This window comes from Jutongia hominis (assembly GCF_014384965.1).
Classification (GTDB): domain Bacteria; phylum Bacillota; class Clostridia; order Lachnospirales; family Lachnospiraceae; genus Butyribacter; species Butyribacter hominis.
Genome location: NZ_JACRSW010000016.1, coordinates 58834 through 76266, shown reverse-complemented (window position 1 = coordinate 76266; position 17433 = coordinate 58834). Strand labels below are relative to the sequence as shown.

The window sequence follows — 17433 nt, the reverse complement described above, 5'->3', positions numbered from 1 at the left end:
TATCTATTCTAATCCCGTCTAATTATTTAAGCAAGCAGAATAATCACTCTGCCGATCCAACTGTTATGGCAAAATCGTTGACAGCATATCTAAAATATCAGAAGCAAACATAGAAGAAGAACTCCTATTTTTAACATATTCTTCTGCTGTCAATCCGTGAAGATAGGTTGCAAGACTCGCAGCTAAAAAAGGTTCTGTCTTTCTTGCCAATAATCCTGCGATCATACCACATAAAACATCCCCTGAACCGCCTTTTGCCAAGGCATGATTGCCCGAACGATTGATATATCTTTTTTCGTCTGATACAACAACGGTTCTTGCATCTTTTAAGACGATCGTTGCCGGTTTTGCCATATCCGCATAATGCATCAGATCTGTTTGAATCGTTGCAACCGGTGTCTCGATCAAACGACTCATTTCTTTTAAATGCGGTGTCAATATTTTGTTCTTTTGAAAAATATTATCTGACAAGGTCGATGCAAGATTGATCGCATCCGCATCTAAAACAACCGGCTTATTCTCTTCTTTTATAACCGTTTCAAAAAGCGATCGGGCAGTCGGGGATGTTCCCAGTCCCGGACCACAGGCGATTACATCTGCCCATTGCACTACATCTGTCAGCATATCAGAAATCTCTTCTTCTTTTGTCTCTTCGTGATAACATTCTAATAATGCTTCCGGTAGCTTTTCTAACAGCATATCCCGGTTGTTTTGATGTGTGATCACTTTGACAAGTCCACATCCCATCTCATAAGCTGCTCTGGCTGCAAAATAGGCAGCTCCACCCATATTTTTAGAACCTGCTATGACTAATACTTTTCCATAGCTTCCTTTGTTACTGTATGGTATTCTTTGAGGGAACAGTTTTTTTACATCTTCTCGGTCATAAGAAATTGTTTGCAAGCAGACTTCTTTTAATGCACTTTTTGGAAAACCGATATCTGCCAACTGAACTACTCCGGCATATTTTGCTCCCGGAAAGAAAAGCAGACCGCTTTTTAATGTTCCGAATGTTATGGTTTCTTTTGCACGGATCGCAATTCCAAGCACCTGTCCGTTTGTCGCATCAATACCGGATGGAACATCTACCGAAACAACCGGTTTTTGCATCGCATTAACCGCTTGGATCCATTGTGCATATTTCCCGGTAATCTCTCTTGAAAGCCCAATGCCAAAGATCGCATCGATCACAAAAGTATATTGCTCTAACTCTTCTTTTAAAAAGTCATCGGTTGTTCTTACGGACAATGCGAGATTTTTTACGATCGCAAGCTGTACACGCATCTCTTCACTCGCTTTTTGCATATTGCCAAGCAATAAAAAGGTAACGCGATAACCATGTTCTGACAGCATTCTGCCTGCAGCGACACCATCGGCACCATTATTACCCACACCGCATATGATCAAAACAGAATCCTCTTTTTTTGCCAGTTCTTCTACACGCTTTGCAACAGCGAGTGCTGCCCGTTCCATTAAAACAAGAGATGGAATCCCTATCTGTTCTATCGAGATCCCATCTATCTTTTTTGCTTCTTTTGCATTTGCTATATATTGCATACAACTCCCCTTTTCTATGCTTTTTGATCCGGTTATCCTAATAAAACAACAAAAGCGATCGCCTGTGTCTTGGTATCTGCTAATGATATCAGGATCTTTTTTACACCGATCTGGTCTGCTTTGTCTTTTGCCCTGCCATACAGCAAGACATAAGGTGCACCTGATTCATTCCGAAGAATCTCGATCTCATTGGGTGTAATCTTTCGAAATCCTGTTCCAAAAGCTTTTACAACAGCTTCTTTCCCACAAAAATTAGTAGCACTACTTCTTTTATGCTTGCTGATCATTTCCAGCTCTTTTGTTGTATAACAATGTTCTAAAAAAGTTTTTTTCTCACAGGAACGTAACACACGGTCACATTCGATCTGGTCAATGCCGATTCCGAGCACCTGCCCATACATTTCTTCCTGATCATACCTGTTTATGCTCACGGTTGATCTCTCCTTTCCAGACATCATAATCTTTATCAAAGATTTCTAAAATATCCGCACCTAAAAGATCATGCATAAAACGATAGGTATCAGTATTACGGATCTCCATTTCCTGCTTGGCAAGAACATGTTCTGTCAGTTCTTTGCGGGCATTGGCGATCCATTCTTCTTCCTGTTCGATCTCTTGTGTGTTATAAACCAATGTCTCATAACAATTCTTTAAACTTTCGATCATCAAAGCATGATTCACATCCTGAATTTCCTGCGGAAGCTGTTGTTGCAGATCATGCGCCTGTGCTATTTTCTGATGAAGCTCATCTAAAAGTTTCTGATTCTTATCCTGCTTCATACTCCGGATCGGGCTGTCTGTTTCACTTCCATCCGTCATGTTATTGATGATATTGTCCATCAGGACCTTTCTGGTCTTTTCATAATCTTTCAGATCATTGTTTGTCTGTCCCTGCTTTTTGATCAGTTTGTTTAACTTCTTCTCAAGCTGTATCATCCGCTTCGTTTTCATATGATCCGGGAAAAGCTGATGCCAGCGCGGATCTAACGTAAGAAGAGGGACATATTTTTTCTTAACGGCTTCCCAATACCGTCCCATATATTCTTCATCTTGTTTTTTATTCTTTTGAAACATCTAAAAATGCCCCCTGTCCATGCATTTTTCGCTATATCAATTAAGATACCAATGCAGATAAACGATCACATCCGTTCTTTCCGGATGCATATTTGCGTTATTTTGTCTTCTTTACAGTATAATATATTTATCTTATATTCGTCAATGAAGTTGCCCTATTGTCTGTTTTACGCTATAATAACTGCAATATCATAAGCAAAAGGATCGGACTAAAAGCAGACAGACAACCGGGGATATGATACTTCTGCTACAATAAAAAAGAATGGAGAAAACAATGAATTTAGAAAAAGCAAAACAAAAACTGGATCAATACCAGCAGTCTCATTTACTGCGTTACTATGATGAATTAAATGATGCACAAAAAGCAGCACTCTTAGAGCAGATCGATACAACTGACTTTTCTGTATTAGCAAAGATCCATGCACCAAAGACAGAAGACACGCAAAGCAATATTACTCCAATTGAAGCTATGACACTCGATGAAATTGCTTCACAAAAAGAGGAAATACACAATATCGGACTGGATGCGATCAAGGCTCATAAAGTCGGTGCTGTGTTATTAGCAGGAGGTATGGGAACACGTCTTGGCTCCGACCACCCAAAGGGAATGTATGATATCGGTATTACCAAACCGGTATATATCTTCCAACGCATTATCGAAAATCTTTTTGATGTGGTAAAGGAAGCAGACACATGGATTCATCTTTTTATTATGACGAGTGATAAAAACCACGAAGATACGACCTCCTTTTTTGAAAAGATGAATTATTTCGGCTATGACAAAAATTATATTCATTTTTTCCGCCAGGATATGGCACCTGCATCGGATTACAACGGAAAGATCTTTCTTGAAGAAAAAGGAAAACTTGCCACTTCGCCAAACGGAAATGGCGGCTGGTTCTCTTCTTTACAAAATGCCGGTCTGATTGATCTGATGCACAAGGAAGGAATCACCTGGATCAATGTATTTGCGGTTGATAACGTCTTACAGCGGATCGCTGATCCGACTTTTATCGGTGCAACGATCGCTAAAAAATGCGATTGCGGTTCCAAAGTGGTACGCAAGGCAAGTCCTGATGAAAAAGTAGGTGTGATGTGCCTTGAAAACGGTCATCCTTCGATCGTAGAATATTATGAATTAACAGAAGCGATGCGTGATGCAAAAAATGCAAAAGGGGAGCCTGCTTATAATTTCGGTGTGATCTTAAACTATCTCTTTGAGATCGGACATTTAGAAAAGATTGCAAATAATGAACTTCCTTTGCATATTGTAGAAAAAAAGATCCCTTATCTGGATGAGCAGGGCAATTTACAAAAGCCTGAAGATGTCAACGGATATAAATTCGAATCATTGATCTTAGATCTGATCCGCCTTTTTGATAATTGTCTTCCATTCGAAGTAGAACGCAACAAAGAATTCGCACCGATCAAAAATAAAACCGGTGTCGATTCGATCGATAGTGCAAGAGAATTGTTAAAAGAAAATGGTATTACATTATAAGAATTCCTTCTAAAATATAACGGGAACAGATGATAAAAAACAGAATGCGTCATTTCGTTTATAAGGAATCCTCACTTTTATAAAAACAAAAAACAGGTTAGAACCGTTAAATTAGATTCTAACCTGTTTTTCTTTCCTATACTATTCAAATTGTCAAAAACTTCTGTTGCTTTAAAATTTACAAAAGGAATCTTTTCAAAAGCAACCGGTTATGCCATGCTTTAAGCCTTTTCCAACTATCGACGTTATATTTTTATTCGTCCTCTTCCATAAAATGTTCTTCAAAGTATTCATCTGCGATCATTTCTATATATTCTTCTGACTGATCGTCAAATTCCTTTTCTAACATTTTTTTAATACGGGCTGTCAGGATCAGATCGTTTTCCATATCCGTAACCTGTGAATCAAGCCATCCATCGATCATATCCTGTGTTAAGTTCTGATCAAGCCACTCTTTGATCTCTTTTGTTTTAGCTTCTTCTTCCGATATCAGAAGTTTGATCTTTCCGGCTTTATGTATTGATACAATACCGGATATAACAAAGATAACGAATAAGATTACGATAATAACAAAGATTACATTATTATATGTGATCGGAAGCACTTCTAATTTGCATAATGCCAGATAAATCAGACCAATAATACCAAATACGATAAAAGTAATACCGGAATATTTCATATCACGATATTCATCTGCCTTTTTGACATATTCTTTCTTGTCCGATGTCAATAAAAGTTCTGAAGTATCTTCCATAATCTTATCACTTACTAAAAGATTATCATCATCATCATCCATATTTTCAATATCTTCTTTGGCATCATCTACTTCAGAATCTTCTTCCATAGCATCATCCTTTTCGACAAGCTCCTCATCTTCCGTATCGCCTGCTTCCGCTTCCTGCTCTGACTGGTTCTCACTATCCTCTTCTTTTGCTGTCAGATAGCCCTGAAAAAGCTTTTCAGCCTGCTTTTCTTCCTCTTTGGATACTGTAATCTTAAAGCCGATCTTGTCGTCACTTTCTTCTTTTGCAGCTGTTTTTACTCCGGAATATTGTAAATATTCTAAAATTTCATCAGCACTTGCTTCGTCATTGATCTCACACACATTGACATTATCTGAAAGTTCATCCCGCTCTACTAACTTTGCACCACAGTCTGCACATTCAGTAATACCATCACGGTATTCTGTTTTACATTTTGGACACCACATGCGTTTCTCCTCCTTTTCAAATTCTTTACAATCGTAGCATATTATATCAAAAAAAACAATAGACATCACAAAAGATACACAGAATAAAAATGATATACTACTATTATAGGTATGTAAAAAATAATACTTCAAAAAAACTTTATTACTAACATAAAAAAACAGATGTCTTAGTGATCACTTCATTGCTGGCATGGAAAACAGATGTCTTAATGAACACTTTATTTCTGACATGAAAATGGATACTTCAAAAACTACTTCATTAACAGAACGCAAAAATGATACTTCAAAATACACTTCACTACAGACTCTCAGAAAATCCCTTTACAACAGGATCTCAAAAAATACTCCTACTTGAAAGAAGAGACAAGATAAATTATAATAATAGATTGTGACTACACTATCTATCAGGAAAGACTATATTACATTCTGTTTTTCTGTTAGATGATCAAATATACAACAATGGGAGGATCTTATGGCTGATATAACTATTTCAGAAGAAATCAAAAAGAGAAGAACGTTTGCTATCATCTCACATCCTGATGCCGGTAAAACTACATTAACAGAGAAATTTCTATTATATGGAGGTGCTATCAATACTGCCGGTTCTGTAAAAGGAAAAGCAAATTCAAAATATGCTGTTTCCGACTGGATGGAAATTGAAAAAGAACGTGGTATTTCCGTTACTTCATCTGTTATGCAATTTAACTACGATGGTTTTTGCATCAATATTCTGGATACACCGGGACATCAGGACTTTTCTGAGGACACGTACCGAACATTAATGGCTGCCGATTCCGCTGTCATGGTGATCGATGCATCCAAAGGTGTCGAGGCACAGACGATCAAATTATTTAAGGTCTGTGTAATGCGTCATATTCCTATTTTTACATTTATTAATAAAATGGATCGTGAAGCCAAGGATTCTTTTGAATTATTAGATGATATTGAAACCGTACTCGGAATCCATACCTGTCCGATCAACTGGCCGATCGGTTCGGGAAAACGTTTTAAAGGAATCTATGACAGAAGAGCAAAAACAGTCCGTACATTTGAATCAGTTTCTACCGGTGGTGCCAAGTCAGCAGCCGAAACGGATTACAATATCGATGATCCGGAATTAAAAGAACTTGCGTCAGAAGAATTATATGACCAGTTGATCGAAGAAATAGAACTTTTAGACGGAGCAAGTGATCCATTGGATATCGAAAAAGTACAAAAGGGTGAATTATCACCGGTCTTTTTTGGTTCTGCACTGACAACATTCGGTGTCGAGATCTTTTTAAAATACTTTTTGGAAATGACTTCTTCTCCACTGCCTCGTATGTCCGATGAAGGACTGATTGATCCGATCGAGAATGATTTTTCTGCTTTTGTATTTAAAATTCAGGCAAACATGAATAAAGCACATCGTGACCGTATCGCATTTATGCGAATCTGCTCCGGTAAGTTTGATGCCAATAAAGATGTTTACCATGTACAGAGCAAACGTAAATTAAAGCTTTCGCAGCCACAGCAGATCATGGCGCAGGATCGCCAGGTCATCCAGACAGCTTATGCCGGTGATGTGATCGGTGTATTTGATCCGGGAATCTTTTCAATCGGAGATACGATCACAGCTCCCGGAATGAAATTCGAATACGAAGGCATTCCGACTTTCGCACCGGAACATTTCAGCCGTGTCGTTCAGTTAAATTCAATGAAACGAAAACAGTTTGTCAAAGGAATCACACAGATTGCACAGGAAGGTGCGATCCAGATCTTTCAGGAATATACTGCCGGAATGTCAGAGATCATTGTAGGCGTCGTTGGTGTTTTACAGTTTGATGTACTCAAATACCGCCTTGAAAATGAATATGGCTGTGAGATCCGCTTAGAACCTCTTCCATATGGCTTTATCCGCTGGGTAAAGGATCCTTCTACTGATGTGACAAAGCTCAAACGTATGAATAATGTAAAAGCAGTAAAAGATATGAAAGGCAATCCATTGCTTCTCTTTGTCAATGACTGGATGATCCGCATGGTCTTAGAAGATAATGAAGGATTAGAATTATTGGAATTCAAAAAGAACTAACAAACCCTATAAGAGAATATACAACGTCAGCACGTTATATTAAAAAAAATGTATATTTTTTTTGGAGTAAAATTAAAAAGTGCAAAGCCAGTGCTTTGCTATGTGTACCGCTACTGTACGAGCATTTTCCTATTCCATAAAAAAGAACAGATCGTTACTTTTGATAGATAACTGAAATTCCGGGGATCTATCGCTCTTCATGAAATAACGATCTGTTCTTTTTATGTTTGATGATGCATCCATTTACAATGCAAAAGAGTTTGTGTTCTTTTTTGATTGATTATCCATTTAGAATGCAGCAAAATTTGCTGTTCTTTTAGACTTTGACTTCACTCACAAATCTCCTCTTAGCAAACTTTTCTTTCTGCTTTGCAAATTGCAAATTTCTCATTCTTTACATCTGCTCTAAATAAGCATCATATCCGATTTTATTTAACTTCTCGTCTTTTGCAACGACCTGTTCTTTTAAATCTTCTTTATAATCCACTAGTTTCCGGCGAAGTTCTGTATCTGTGATCGCTAACATCTTTGCGGCAAGAATTGCTGCATTAGCAGCTCCATTGATCGCAACGGTTGCAACCGGAATACCCGAAGGCATCTGAACAATAGAATATAAAGAATCTACACCGCCTAATGATTTTGTATGAATAGGAACTCCAATGACAGGAAGTGTAAACATTGCTGCACACATACCCGGCAAATGTGCTGCTCCACCAGCTCCTGCGATGATCACTTCAATACCACGGCTCTCTGCACTCTGTGCATAAGAAACAAAGACATCCGGCTCTCTGTGTGCCGAGATCACCTTCATCTCATAATCAATTCCAAATTCCTCTAACAGCTTTGCGGCTTTACTCATAATCGGTAAATCTGAATCGCTGCCCATTAAAATTCCAACTTTTGCCATTTTTTGTTTCCTCCCTATAGAAAATGTATAAATCAAAATTTCTTCCATTACCTTTATAGAAGAAATTCTGCAAGCACTGTATTGCTGATATCAATTCCAAGATCAGTCAGATAAATTCTATCATGATTTTTGTCTTCTGCCAAGAGTTTTTGTCTAAAAAGCCGATTGAGTGCATCATGATATATTTCCTGCAATTCGATTCCAAAACGCTTATAAAATGCTTTTCTTGATACTCCACAGCACATCCGAAGTCCCAGAAACATAAACTCTTCCATTTCATCCTGACAGCTTTCCCGATGGATCTCCTGATATCCCCAAAGATACTCCTTGGTTACATCACATGGTACTTTTGAGGCTGTGATCCGTTCCTCTGACCGAAGCTTTCGTTCTTTTTGGATCTCTTGATACGTGGCAAAGTCTCTTTCGTTTTCAAAACGGAAACCACCAAGATAAGAAGCGGCACCAAGGCCTAAGCCTAAATATTCTCCCAAGTCCCAATAAGTGATATTGTGGCGGCATTCCATTCCCTTTTTTGCATAATTGGATATCTCATACCGTTCATAACCATGCTCTTTTAAAATTTCTTTTGTCAATTCATACATCTTACGGTCTTCATCCTCATTAGCGATCAAAAGTTCACCTTTTTGTTCCATTTCATAAAAAGGAGTTCCGGGTTCAATGATCAGACTATACGACGAAATGTGTGTGATCGGCAGTGTACAGACCTTTTCTAATGTATCTTTATAACTTTCCAATGTCTGGTACGGGATATCTTCCATCAGATCTATGTTGATATTGCTGATACCATATTCTTGCAAAAGTGCCACACTGTCTAACAGATCCTGATAAGTGTGAATTCTTCCTAACGCTTTTAGCTCTTTTGACTGTGCAGACTGAAGTCCGAGACTGACGCGGTTGATTCCTACTCTTTGAAACATTTCTACATATTCTTTGGTTACTGTTCCGGGATTGGCTTCGATTGTAAATTCTAAATTTTCGGCCTGCTCTAATAAAAAATCGGTTCGAAGCTTTTGACAGATCCGCTCTAACAGACTAACCGGGAGGGCTGTCGGTGTTCCTCCGCCGATAAAGATGCTTTGGATCTGATATTCCTGTTGCAAATAGTCTTTCCAATGATCCATTTCATAGAAAAGAGCCTGCACATAAGACTCTTTTTCCTGCTCATTTGCTGTGGCAGATAAAAAGTCGCAATACAGGCACTTCTTTACACAAAATGGAATATGAATATAAAGTGCAAGCTTTTTTTTCATCCCATTCCTACTTTCCTTTTTTATTCCTCATCCAGCTTCAAAACACTCATAAATGCTTCTTGCGGAATTTCTACATTACCAAACTGACGCATACGTTTCTTTCCTTCTTTCTGTTTTTCAAGAAGTTTACGTTTTCTGGAAATATCACCACCATAACATTTTGCAAGGACATCTTTTCGTACAGCCCGTACCGTTTCACGCGCAATGACTTTGCTTCCGACTGCCGCCTGAATCGGGATTTCAAACAACTGGCGCGGAATCTCCTGTTTTAACTTTTCACACATCTTTCTGCCGCGTTCATAGGCGGTATCTGCATGAAGAATAAAAGACAATGCATCGATTTCTTCTTTGTTGATCAAAATGTCCAGTTTAACCAAACGGGATGGTGCATATCCTTTCATTTCATAATCAAGTGAAGCATATCCTCTGGAACGTGATTTTAATGCATCAAAGAAGTCATAAATAATCTCATTTAATGGAAGATCATATTTTAAAACCGCTCTTGTCTCTTCTAAATATTCCATCCCAAGATAAACACCGCGTCTTTCCTGACAAAGTGTCATGATCGCTCCGACAAATTCAGTCGTAACCATGATCTCAGCAGATACGATCGGTTCTTCCATACGTTCAATTTCTGAGGGATCGGGCAGATTAGACGGATTGGTCACTTCTACCATTTCTCCATTGGTCTTATAGATATGATATACTACGCCCGGTGCTGTGGTAACAAGGTCTAAGTTATATTCTCTTTCCAGACGTTCCTGAATAATTTCCAAATGCAATAATCCTAAAAATCCACAACGGAATCCAAATCCCAATGCAACCGATGTCTCTGCTTCAAATTGCAATGCGGCATCGTTAAGCTGGAGTTTTTCAAGTGCATCTCTTAAATCATTGTATTTTGCTCCATCTGCAGGATACAGACCGCAATAGACCATCGGCTGTACCTGCTTATAGCCGGGCAGGGCTTCTTTACAAGGATTTTTTGCTAAAGTAACCGTATCACCAACTCTGGTTTCATGCACATCTTTTAAACTTGCCGTGATGTAGCCTACCATACCGGCACTTAATTCGTCCGATACAATATACTGACCGGCTCCAAAAATTCCAACTTCTACGACTTCTGCCTTTGCTCCGGTTGCCATCATCAGGATTTCGTCTCCTTTTTTGACAGAACCGTCAAAGATACGGCAGAAAATGATAACACCCTTATACGCATCATAGATAGAATCAAAGATCAATGCCTGTAACGGACTGTTCTCATCACCGGATGGTGCAGGAATCTTAGTAATGATCTGTTCTAATACTTCTTCAATATTGGTTCCCATCTTTGCGGAGATCAACGGTGCGTCTGATGCATCCAAACCAATCACATCTTCAATCTCTTCTTTCACACGCTCCGGCTCTGCACTGGGCAGATCGATCTTATTAATCACCGGCAGGATTTCTAAATCGTGATCTAATGCAAGATAACAGTTTGCTAATGTCTGGGCTTCTACGCCCTGTGCTGCATCAACGATCAAAATAGCGCCTTCACAAGCTGCAAGGCTTCTTGATACTTCGTAGTTAAAATCCACATGTCCGGGTGTGTCGATCAGATTAAAGATATATTCTTCGCCATTCTTTGCACGATATACAATACGAACGGTCTGTGCTTTGATCGTAATACCACGCTCTCTTTCAAGTTCCATATTATCCAGAACCTGTGCCTGCATTTCGCGGCTGGTAAGCAAACCTGTCTTTTCTATGATCCTGTCTGCCAATGTTGATTTACCATGATCAATATGCGCTACAATACAAAAATTTCGTATATGTGACTGATCTATTTTCTCCATGTTGTTCCTCCATCTATATGCTTTCTGTCTAATGACCATTATTTTTTTCAAAAAATCATCTTTTTCTGCATAATAATTCCAAATAATAAGACCTAAAAACATAAAAGTCTATTTTGAAATAAAATAATGTGTCCTGGAAAGAGAATTTTTTCCTATTCCATAAAAATACAATCTTTAAAAGTATAGCATATTTAAGAAAGACAAACAAGGTAAAAATCAATCTGACATTCTGATCCGATCAGGAAGAGCTGCGTTTCTCACAACCTTTTTACATTCTGATTGTAAATTGTTTTTTGTTACAAATAAAATGGTATCACGATAAAAAATGAAATTTTCCCTATTCTGACCACATGTGATTTTATCGACCTAGATCCTGCTCTTTTCCCTCACCCATACCATCGACATACATCGGTGCCATTTTTGCACGGATAAAATATCCCTGGTTGCTGTCACAGACCGGACAATTTTGCGGAGCTGCGGTTGCTTCTACTATATAGCCACAATTCAGGCACATCCAGCCTGCCTTTTCTTCCTGTATAAAAAGTTTGCCATCCCGCATCCATTCATAAAATTGTTCAAAACGCTTTGCATGAGACTTTTCGATTTCTGCGATCATATAGAATTTTCCTGCGATATGGTTAAATCCTTCCTCTAATGCAACATCTCCAAATTCACGATAAATATCATCACTTTCCTGTGTCTCGTTATGCATTGCATCTGCTAATAGTTGCTCAACATTCTGTGATGTATTGACCGGATATCCGGCACCATTGATCACAACTTCCATTCCTTCAATCTCTTTTAAAAAGCGATAGAAAACTTCTGCATGTTCTGTCTCCTGCTTGGCTGTCAGATCAAATACTTCCTTGATCACATACAGATTATTTTCCATAGCTAACTGTGCCGCAAATGTATAACGATTCCTTGCCTGACTTTCCCCGGCAAATGCTCTCATTAGATTTTCTTTTGTCTTACTGTCTTTTAATTCCATGCCAATCTCCTCTCTGCATATCCATTTTCTTGAAAACTATCATATATAGTATGCAATGTTTGGCTGGAAATATGCACACATTTAAAAAAGTGCAAAGCCAGCGCTTTGCACTCCAAGAATTGCTCAAGCAATTCTTGCCGATACTCCACTACCATGTGAGCAATTTCTTACCCAATTAAAAAAGTGCAAAGCCAGCGCTTTGCACTCCAAGAATTGCTCAAGCAATTCTTGCCGATACTCCACTACCATGTGAGCAATTTCTTACCCAATTAAAAAAGTGCAAAGCCAGCGCTTTGCACTCCAAGAATTGCTCAAGCAATTCTTGCCGATGCTCCACTACCATGTGAGCAATTTCTTATCCAATAAAAAAGAGACTGTATCAAAGATACAATCTCTTTTAGGATAATCGTTTTTACTGCCGGGAAATAGCATTCTCCCAAGCATATACCATCCAGTTATTCTGAATCGGTACTAATTAAAACTTACGCTTACGAGCAGCTTCAGACTTCTTTTTACGACGTACAGAAGGCTTCTCATAATGTTCTCTCTTACGAATTTCCTGCTGGATTCCGGCTTTCGCACAATTTCTTTTGAAACGACGTAAAGCGTTATCCAATGTCTCATTTTCTTTTACAATTACATTTGACATAGTCTCACACCTAACCTCCCCTCAGTTGTAGATTATGCTATCAATACACAACTGTATAGGGTAATTTATTACCATGGAAGAATCCGTCATCTCCCATACGCACAAAATACATTATATCATATTTTTTGAAAAGGTCAATAGCTTTTTTTGAATTTAGGATTGCTTTTTGTTATCCTTTTTCATCCGCCAAAGCAGGTGCGTTAGAAACTCTTTCCATAAGACAAAACAGGTTTTTCATATGATACCGTTAAAAATGCTTTGTCAGATTCTAATATACAGATACACCATCAATATAATATACACTACTTTTCAAAGTCTTTTTACCTGATTTAGAAAGAGCAACAACTTTGAAGTAATATTTATGATTTTTCTTGATCTTCTTTTTATTCACTTTAGTAACAGTGATACTTCTCTTCTTTGCACTTACATTTTTAATCTTTTTGTATCCTGATTTTTCTTTTGTAGAAGAATATACCGCAAAACTCTTTGCTCCACTTACTTTGCTCCAGTTTAAGCGTATACCTTTTTTGTTCTTGCTTAAAGTAGCTTTGATCGACTTAGACATTCCGACATACTTATAACTAGACCATGCACTGTAAGCTCTTGTTGCACCACAGTTTACATAAGTACGTACACGGAATTTATAAAATGTTCCATTGATGAAGTCAGCAATTCTTAAAGAACTTCCACCATCTACTGTCTTCTTTACTTTGCCGGATGTTGTAGCAAACTGGTACTGGATACCATCATTGTCACCTAATGCAGCAGTAGCAAAGTAATATACATTGATCGATGGATATAATGTTGTAATACCAAACTGCTTTGTAGATAATTTACCTGATAAAGTAGTTGTTCTGATATAACTATTAGATCCTACGGCAACATATCCTGTAGAAGCTTTCTTTGCAGCATAGTAATATAAATATTCTGAAGTTGCTGCTGAAAGGTTACCTGCTGTAACAACCGGTGTATTTGACTGAGCAAGAATCACGCTGTTAGAGGAATATCCTCTTGCAAGAATATAGTAGTTTGCTCCTGGTAAACCTGTACTTGCAACGGATACACTGCTTGTTGTAGCTCCTGACTGGAATGCATTCAATGAACCACTTGGTGCCGTAACAACTTCTAATGGTGCTGATTCTGCAAGAAGAGCCTTGTCATCATTATAAGCCGCTACCTTTACGTAATATGTACTTCCTGCTGAAAGTCCATATAAGCTGGTTTTTGGTGAATAATTATAGTTATCTGCCACTACCCAGTTTACAGCATCGTTACTGATCGATACAACATAATTATCCGTACCAAGGTATGCGTTCCATGAAATTCCTACTGAACTGCTTGAATCATCCGTCTGTGCAACACCGGAGATCAGTCCTGCCGCTTTTGAATCCGCTTTTGATACTGAGATCAGGCATAATGCCAAAGCAGATGCTGCTAATACCTTTTTCCACATCTTCATTAATAATCCCTCATTCTTTCCTGCCGTTTCCGGCATATGTTTTGTTTACTTGATCTATATTCACTAAAGACAAGTGGTTGCATTCCTGGAACCTCCTGTCTTTATAAGAATATCCCATAAACGTTAAAATAGCTGCATTCCATAAAGAAATATGACATTTTAACAACGATTCATTCTGCTTTGCAAAATGATAGATCTTATTATGAAAGCTGCCCCTCTAATACTTTTGCAACCTCTTTGATTGCATCCGGAATAGCGGCTGCATTCTTTCCACCTGCCTGTGCCATGTTTGGACGTCCGCCGCCGCCACCGCCGACGATAGAAGCAATTGCTTTGATCAGGTTACCTGCATGAGCACCTTTCTTCATTGCTTCGTCTGTTGCCATAGCAAGAAGGCTTACTTTCCCATCTTTATCTGAAGCAAGAACAACAACGCCTTCACCAAGCTTTTCTTTCATCTGGTCACCGAGATTACGAAGACCATTCATATCTACATCAGGAACTTGCATTGCAAGGACTTTTACTCCATTGACTTCCTGAATCTGACTATCTACATCACCAACCGCTTCATTGGCAAGTTTGGCTTTTAACTTCTCGTTTTCACTCTGAGCTGCTTTTAATTCATCCTGTAAAGAAAGAATCTTTTTAACTAATTTTTCCGGCTCTGTCTTTGCTGCTTTTGCTGCATCGTCAAGATTCTTTTCTACCTGTGCATAATGCTGCATCAGACCTTCTCCGGTCAATGCTTCAATACGACGAACGCCGGCTGCGACACCGCTTTCTGAAATAATCTTAAAGTAAGATATGCTTCCTGTGCTTGCCACATGCGTACCACCACAAAGCTCTACACTAAAGTCACCCATTTTAACAACACGGACTTTATCGCCATATTTTTCACCAAACAATGCCATTGCACCTGTCTTTTTGGCTTCATCGATCGTCATTTCTTCCGTTACGACTTTCAGATCTTTTGCAATCTCTTCATTAACAATCTTTTCTACCTTTGCAATTTCTTCTTCTGTCATAGCAGAGAAATGAGAAAAGTCAAAACGAAGACGTTTTGCATCGACATAAGATCCCTTCTGCTCAACATGCGAACCTACAACATTACGAAGTGCTTTCTGAAGTAAATGTGTCGCACTATGATTCTTTCCTGTAGAAAGACGATTCATACTGTCTACTTTCAATGTCACAACATCAGATACTTTAAACATACCGGAAACGACTTTTCCGACATGGCCGATTCTGCCACCCTGTAAATGGATCGTATCTTTGACCTCAAAGACATTATCGCCTTCTTCGATCGTTCCGATATCGCCCTGCTGGCCACCCATTGTTCCATAAAATGGTGTCTCATCTACGATGATCGTACCGGTCTGACCATCTGTTAATGCAGAAACAACTTCATCTTCTGTAGTCAGTACAGAAATCTTAGAATCATGTGTCAAACGGTCATAACCGACAAATTTACTTGTGATTGCCGGATCGATCTGCTGGTATACCGTTTCTTCTGCACCCATGTAGTTTGTTGTCTTACGTGCTCCACGAGCCTTTGCTTTCTGCTCCTGCATTGCTTTTTCAAAGCCTTCTTTATCGACAGTATCTCCCTTTTCTTCTAAAATCTCAATGGTAAGATCAAGAGGGAAACCATAGGTGTCATATAACTTAAATGCATTTTCGCCGGAAAGTTCTTTCTTTCCTTCTTTTGCAAGTTCTTCCTGCATCTGGTATAAGATGCTGAGTCCCTGATCAATCGTCTTGTCAAACTTGCTTTCTTCCTGGCTTAATACCTGTACGATAAAATCTTTCTTTTCTTCTAATTCTTTGTATCCGTCTTTTGACTCTGCAATGACGGTCTGTGCAAGTTCTGCCATAAAAGACTTCTTGATGCCAAGCTTGCGTCCGTGACGGACAGCACGACGGATCAGACGACGAAGAACATAGCCACGTCCTTCGTTATTAGGCATAATACCATCTGAGATCATAAAAGTTGACGAACGGATATGATCTGTGATCAGACGGATCGAAACATCTTTTGCCTCATCATCCTGATAAGCTACACCAGCAAGGCTGCAAATCTTATCACGGATTGCCTTCATTGTATCGATATCATAAACAGAATCTACATCCTGTACAACAACGGCAAGACGCTCTAAGCCCATTCCGGTATCAATATTTTTATGCTCAAGCTCAGTATAGTTACCTTTACCATCACCATCAAACTGTGTAAATACGTTATTCCAGATTTCCATGAAACGGTCACACTCACAGCCGACTTTACAATCCGGTTTACCGCAGCCATACTTCTCACCACGGTCATAATAGATTTCACTGCAAGGGCCGCAAGGACCTGCACCATGCTCCCAGAAGTTATCACATTCACCGTTTTCATCACGATAGAAACGTGTAATCTTCTCACCCGGAACACCGATCTCTTTTGTCCAGATATCATATGCCTCATCATCTTCTCCGTAAATTGACGGATACAGACGATCCGGATCCATTCCTAATGTCTTTGTTAAAAATTCCCATGACCACGCCAGTGCTTCATGCTTGAAGTAATCACCAAAAGAGAAGTTACCGAGCATCTCAAAGAAAGTAAGATGACGGGCTGTTTTACCAACATTTTCTATATCACCGGTACGTACACATTTCTGACAGGTTGTCACACGTCTGCGTGGCGGAATCTCCTGTCCCGTAAAATATGGCTTTAATGGTGCCATACCTGCATTGATCAATAATAAACTGTTATCATTATGTGGCACAAGAGAAAAACTCTTCATTGCCAAATGTCCTTTGCTTTCAAAGAACTCCAAGTATTTTCTACGGAGTTCGTTTACACCGTATTTTTCCATTGCATTATCTCCTTTTCTACTGCAAATCATTCAATTATTAATTATATGGTATG

Annotated in this window: 13 protein-coding genes; 2 read left to right on the top strand and 11 right to left on the bottom strand. The window is 38.8% G+C overall.

Annotated features, from left to right (window positions below; genetic code table 11):
• Positions 1-63: 63 nt before the first annotated feature.
• The 3 genes from H8700_RS05180 to H8700_RS05170 are packed head-to-tail and all read right to left on the bottom strand — an operon-like array spanning position 64 to position 2631.
• Positions 64-1557, bottom strand: coding sequence for an NAD(P)H-hydrate dehydratase (locus H8700_RS05180; RefSeq protein ID WP_249304017.1), 1494 nt, complete (start codon positions 1555-1557; stop codon positions 64-66).
• A gap of 32 nt (positions 1558-1589) precedes the next feature.
• A complete protein-coding gene (acpS, locus tag H8700_RS05175; RefSeq protein ID WP_249304015.1) occupies positions 1590-1988 on the bottom strand; it encodes a holo-ACP synthase in 399 nt (132 codons plus the stop codon).
• Entirely contained in the window at positions 1969-2631 is a 663-nt protein-coding gene (locus H8700_RS05170) for a hypothetical protein (RefSeq protein ID WP_249304013.1), read from the bottom strand. The genes acpS and H8700_RS05170 overlap by 20 nt, the downstream gene beginning before the upstream one ends.
• Before the next feature lie 274 nt (positions 2632-2905).
• Here H8700_RS05170 and H8700_RS05165 point away from each other — a divergent pair, with 274 nt between their 5' ends.
• The gene (locus H8700_RS05165) at positions 2906-4132 is read left to right on the top strand and encodes a UTP--glucose-1-phosphate uridylyltransferase (RefSeq protein WP_249304011.1); all 1227 of its coding nucleotides are present in this window, start codon (positions 2906-2908) and stop codon (positions 4130-4132) included.
• A gap of 253 nt (positions 4133-4385) precedes the next feature.
• Here the strand turns inward: H8700_RS05165 and H8700_RS05160 are convergent, their stop codons facing one another.
• A complete protein-coding gene (locus tag H8700_RS05160; RefSeq protein ID WP_249304009.1) occupies positions 4386-5342 on the bottom strand; it encodes a hypothetical protein in 957 nt (318 codons plus the stop codon).
• A gap of 472 nt (positions 5343-5814) precedes the next feature.
• On the opposite strand from H8700_RS05160, the gene H8700_RS05155 reads away from it, so the two are divergent.
• Positions 5815-7413, top strand: coding sequence for a peptide chain release factor 3 (locus H8700_RS05155; protein ID WP_249304007.1), 1599 nt, complete (start codon positions 5815-5817; stop codon positions 7411-7413).
• A gap of 394 nt (positions 7414-7807) precedes the next feature.
• Here the strand turns inward: H8700_RS05155 and purE are convergent, their stop codons facing one another.
• The 7 genes from purE to alaS form a co-directional block, all read right to left on the bottom strand.
• Positions 7808-8320: a 5-(carboxyamino)imidazole ribonucleotide mutase gene (gene purE, locus H8700_RS05150; RefSeq protein WP_022142438.1), complete on the bottom strand. Its 513-nt coding sequence runs from the start codon at positions 8318-8320 to the stop codon at positions 7808-7810.
• Positions 8321-8373: 53 nt separating this feature from the next.
• Positions 8374-9591 (bottom strand): radical SAM family heme chaperone HemW, encoded by a 1218-nt coding sequence (gene hemW, locus H8700_RS05145; RefSeq protein ID WP_249304005.1) that lies wholly within the window; start codon positions 9589-9591, stop codon positions 8374-8376.
• 20 nt (positions 9592-9611) lie between these two features.
• The gene (gene lepA, locus H8700_RS05140) at positions 9612-11426 is read right to left on the bottom strand and encodes a translation elongation factor 4 (RefSeq protein ID WP_249304002.1); all 1815 of its coding nucleotides are present in this window, start codon (positions 11424-11426) and stop codon (positions 9612-9614) included.
• Positions 11427-11784: 358 nt separating this feature from the next.
• Positions 11785-12417 (bottom strand): rubrerythrin, encoded by a 633-nt coding sequence (gene rbr / locus H8700_RS05135; protein WP_283242204.1) that lies wholly within the window; start codon positions 12415-12417, stop codon positions 11785-11787.
• A gap of 475 nt (positions 12418-12892) precedes the next feature.
• On the bottom strand, positions 12893-13066 hold the full coding sequence (rpsU, locus tag H8700_RS05130; protein ID WP_022142445.1) for a 30S ribosomal protein S21: 174 nt from the start codon (positions 13064-13066) through the stop codon (positions 12893-12895).
• Between the two features lie 268 nt (positions 13067-13334).
• Positions 13335-14525 carry a fibronectin type III domain-containing protein gene (locus H8700_RS05125; protein WP_249304000.1) on the bottom strand — a complete coding sequence of 397 codons (1191 nt, stop codon included), beginning with the start codon at positions 14523-14525 and terminating at the stop codon, positions 13335-13337.
• Positions 14526-14725: 200 nt separating this feature from the next.
• On the bottom strand, positions 14726-17380 hold the full coding sequence (alaS, locus tag H8700_RS05120) for an alanine--tRNA ligase (RefSeq protein ID WP_249303997.1): 2655 nt from the start codon (positions 17378-17380) through the stop codon (positions 14726-14728).
• Positions 17381-17433: the final 53 nt, after the last annotated feature.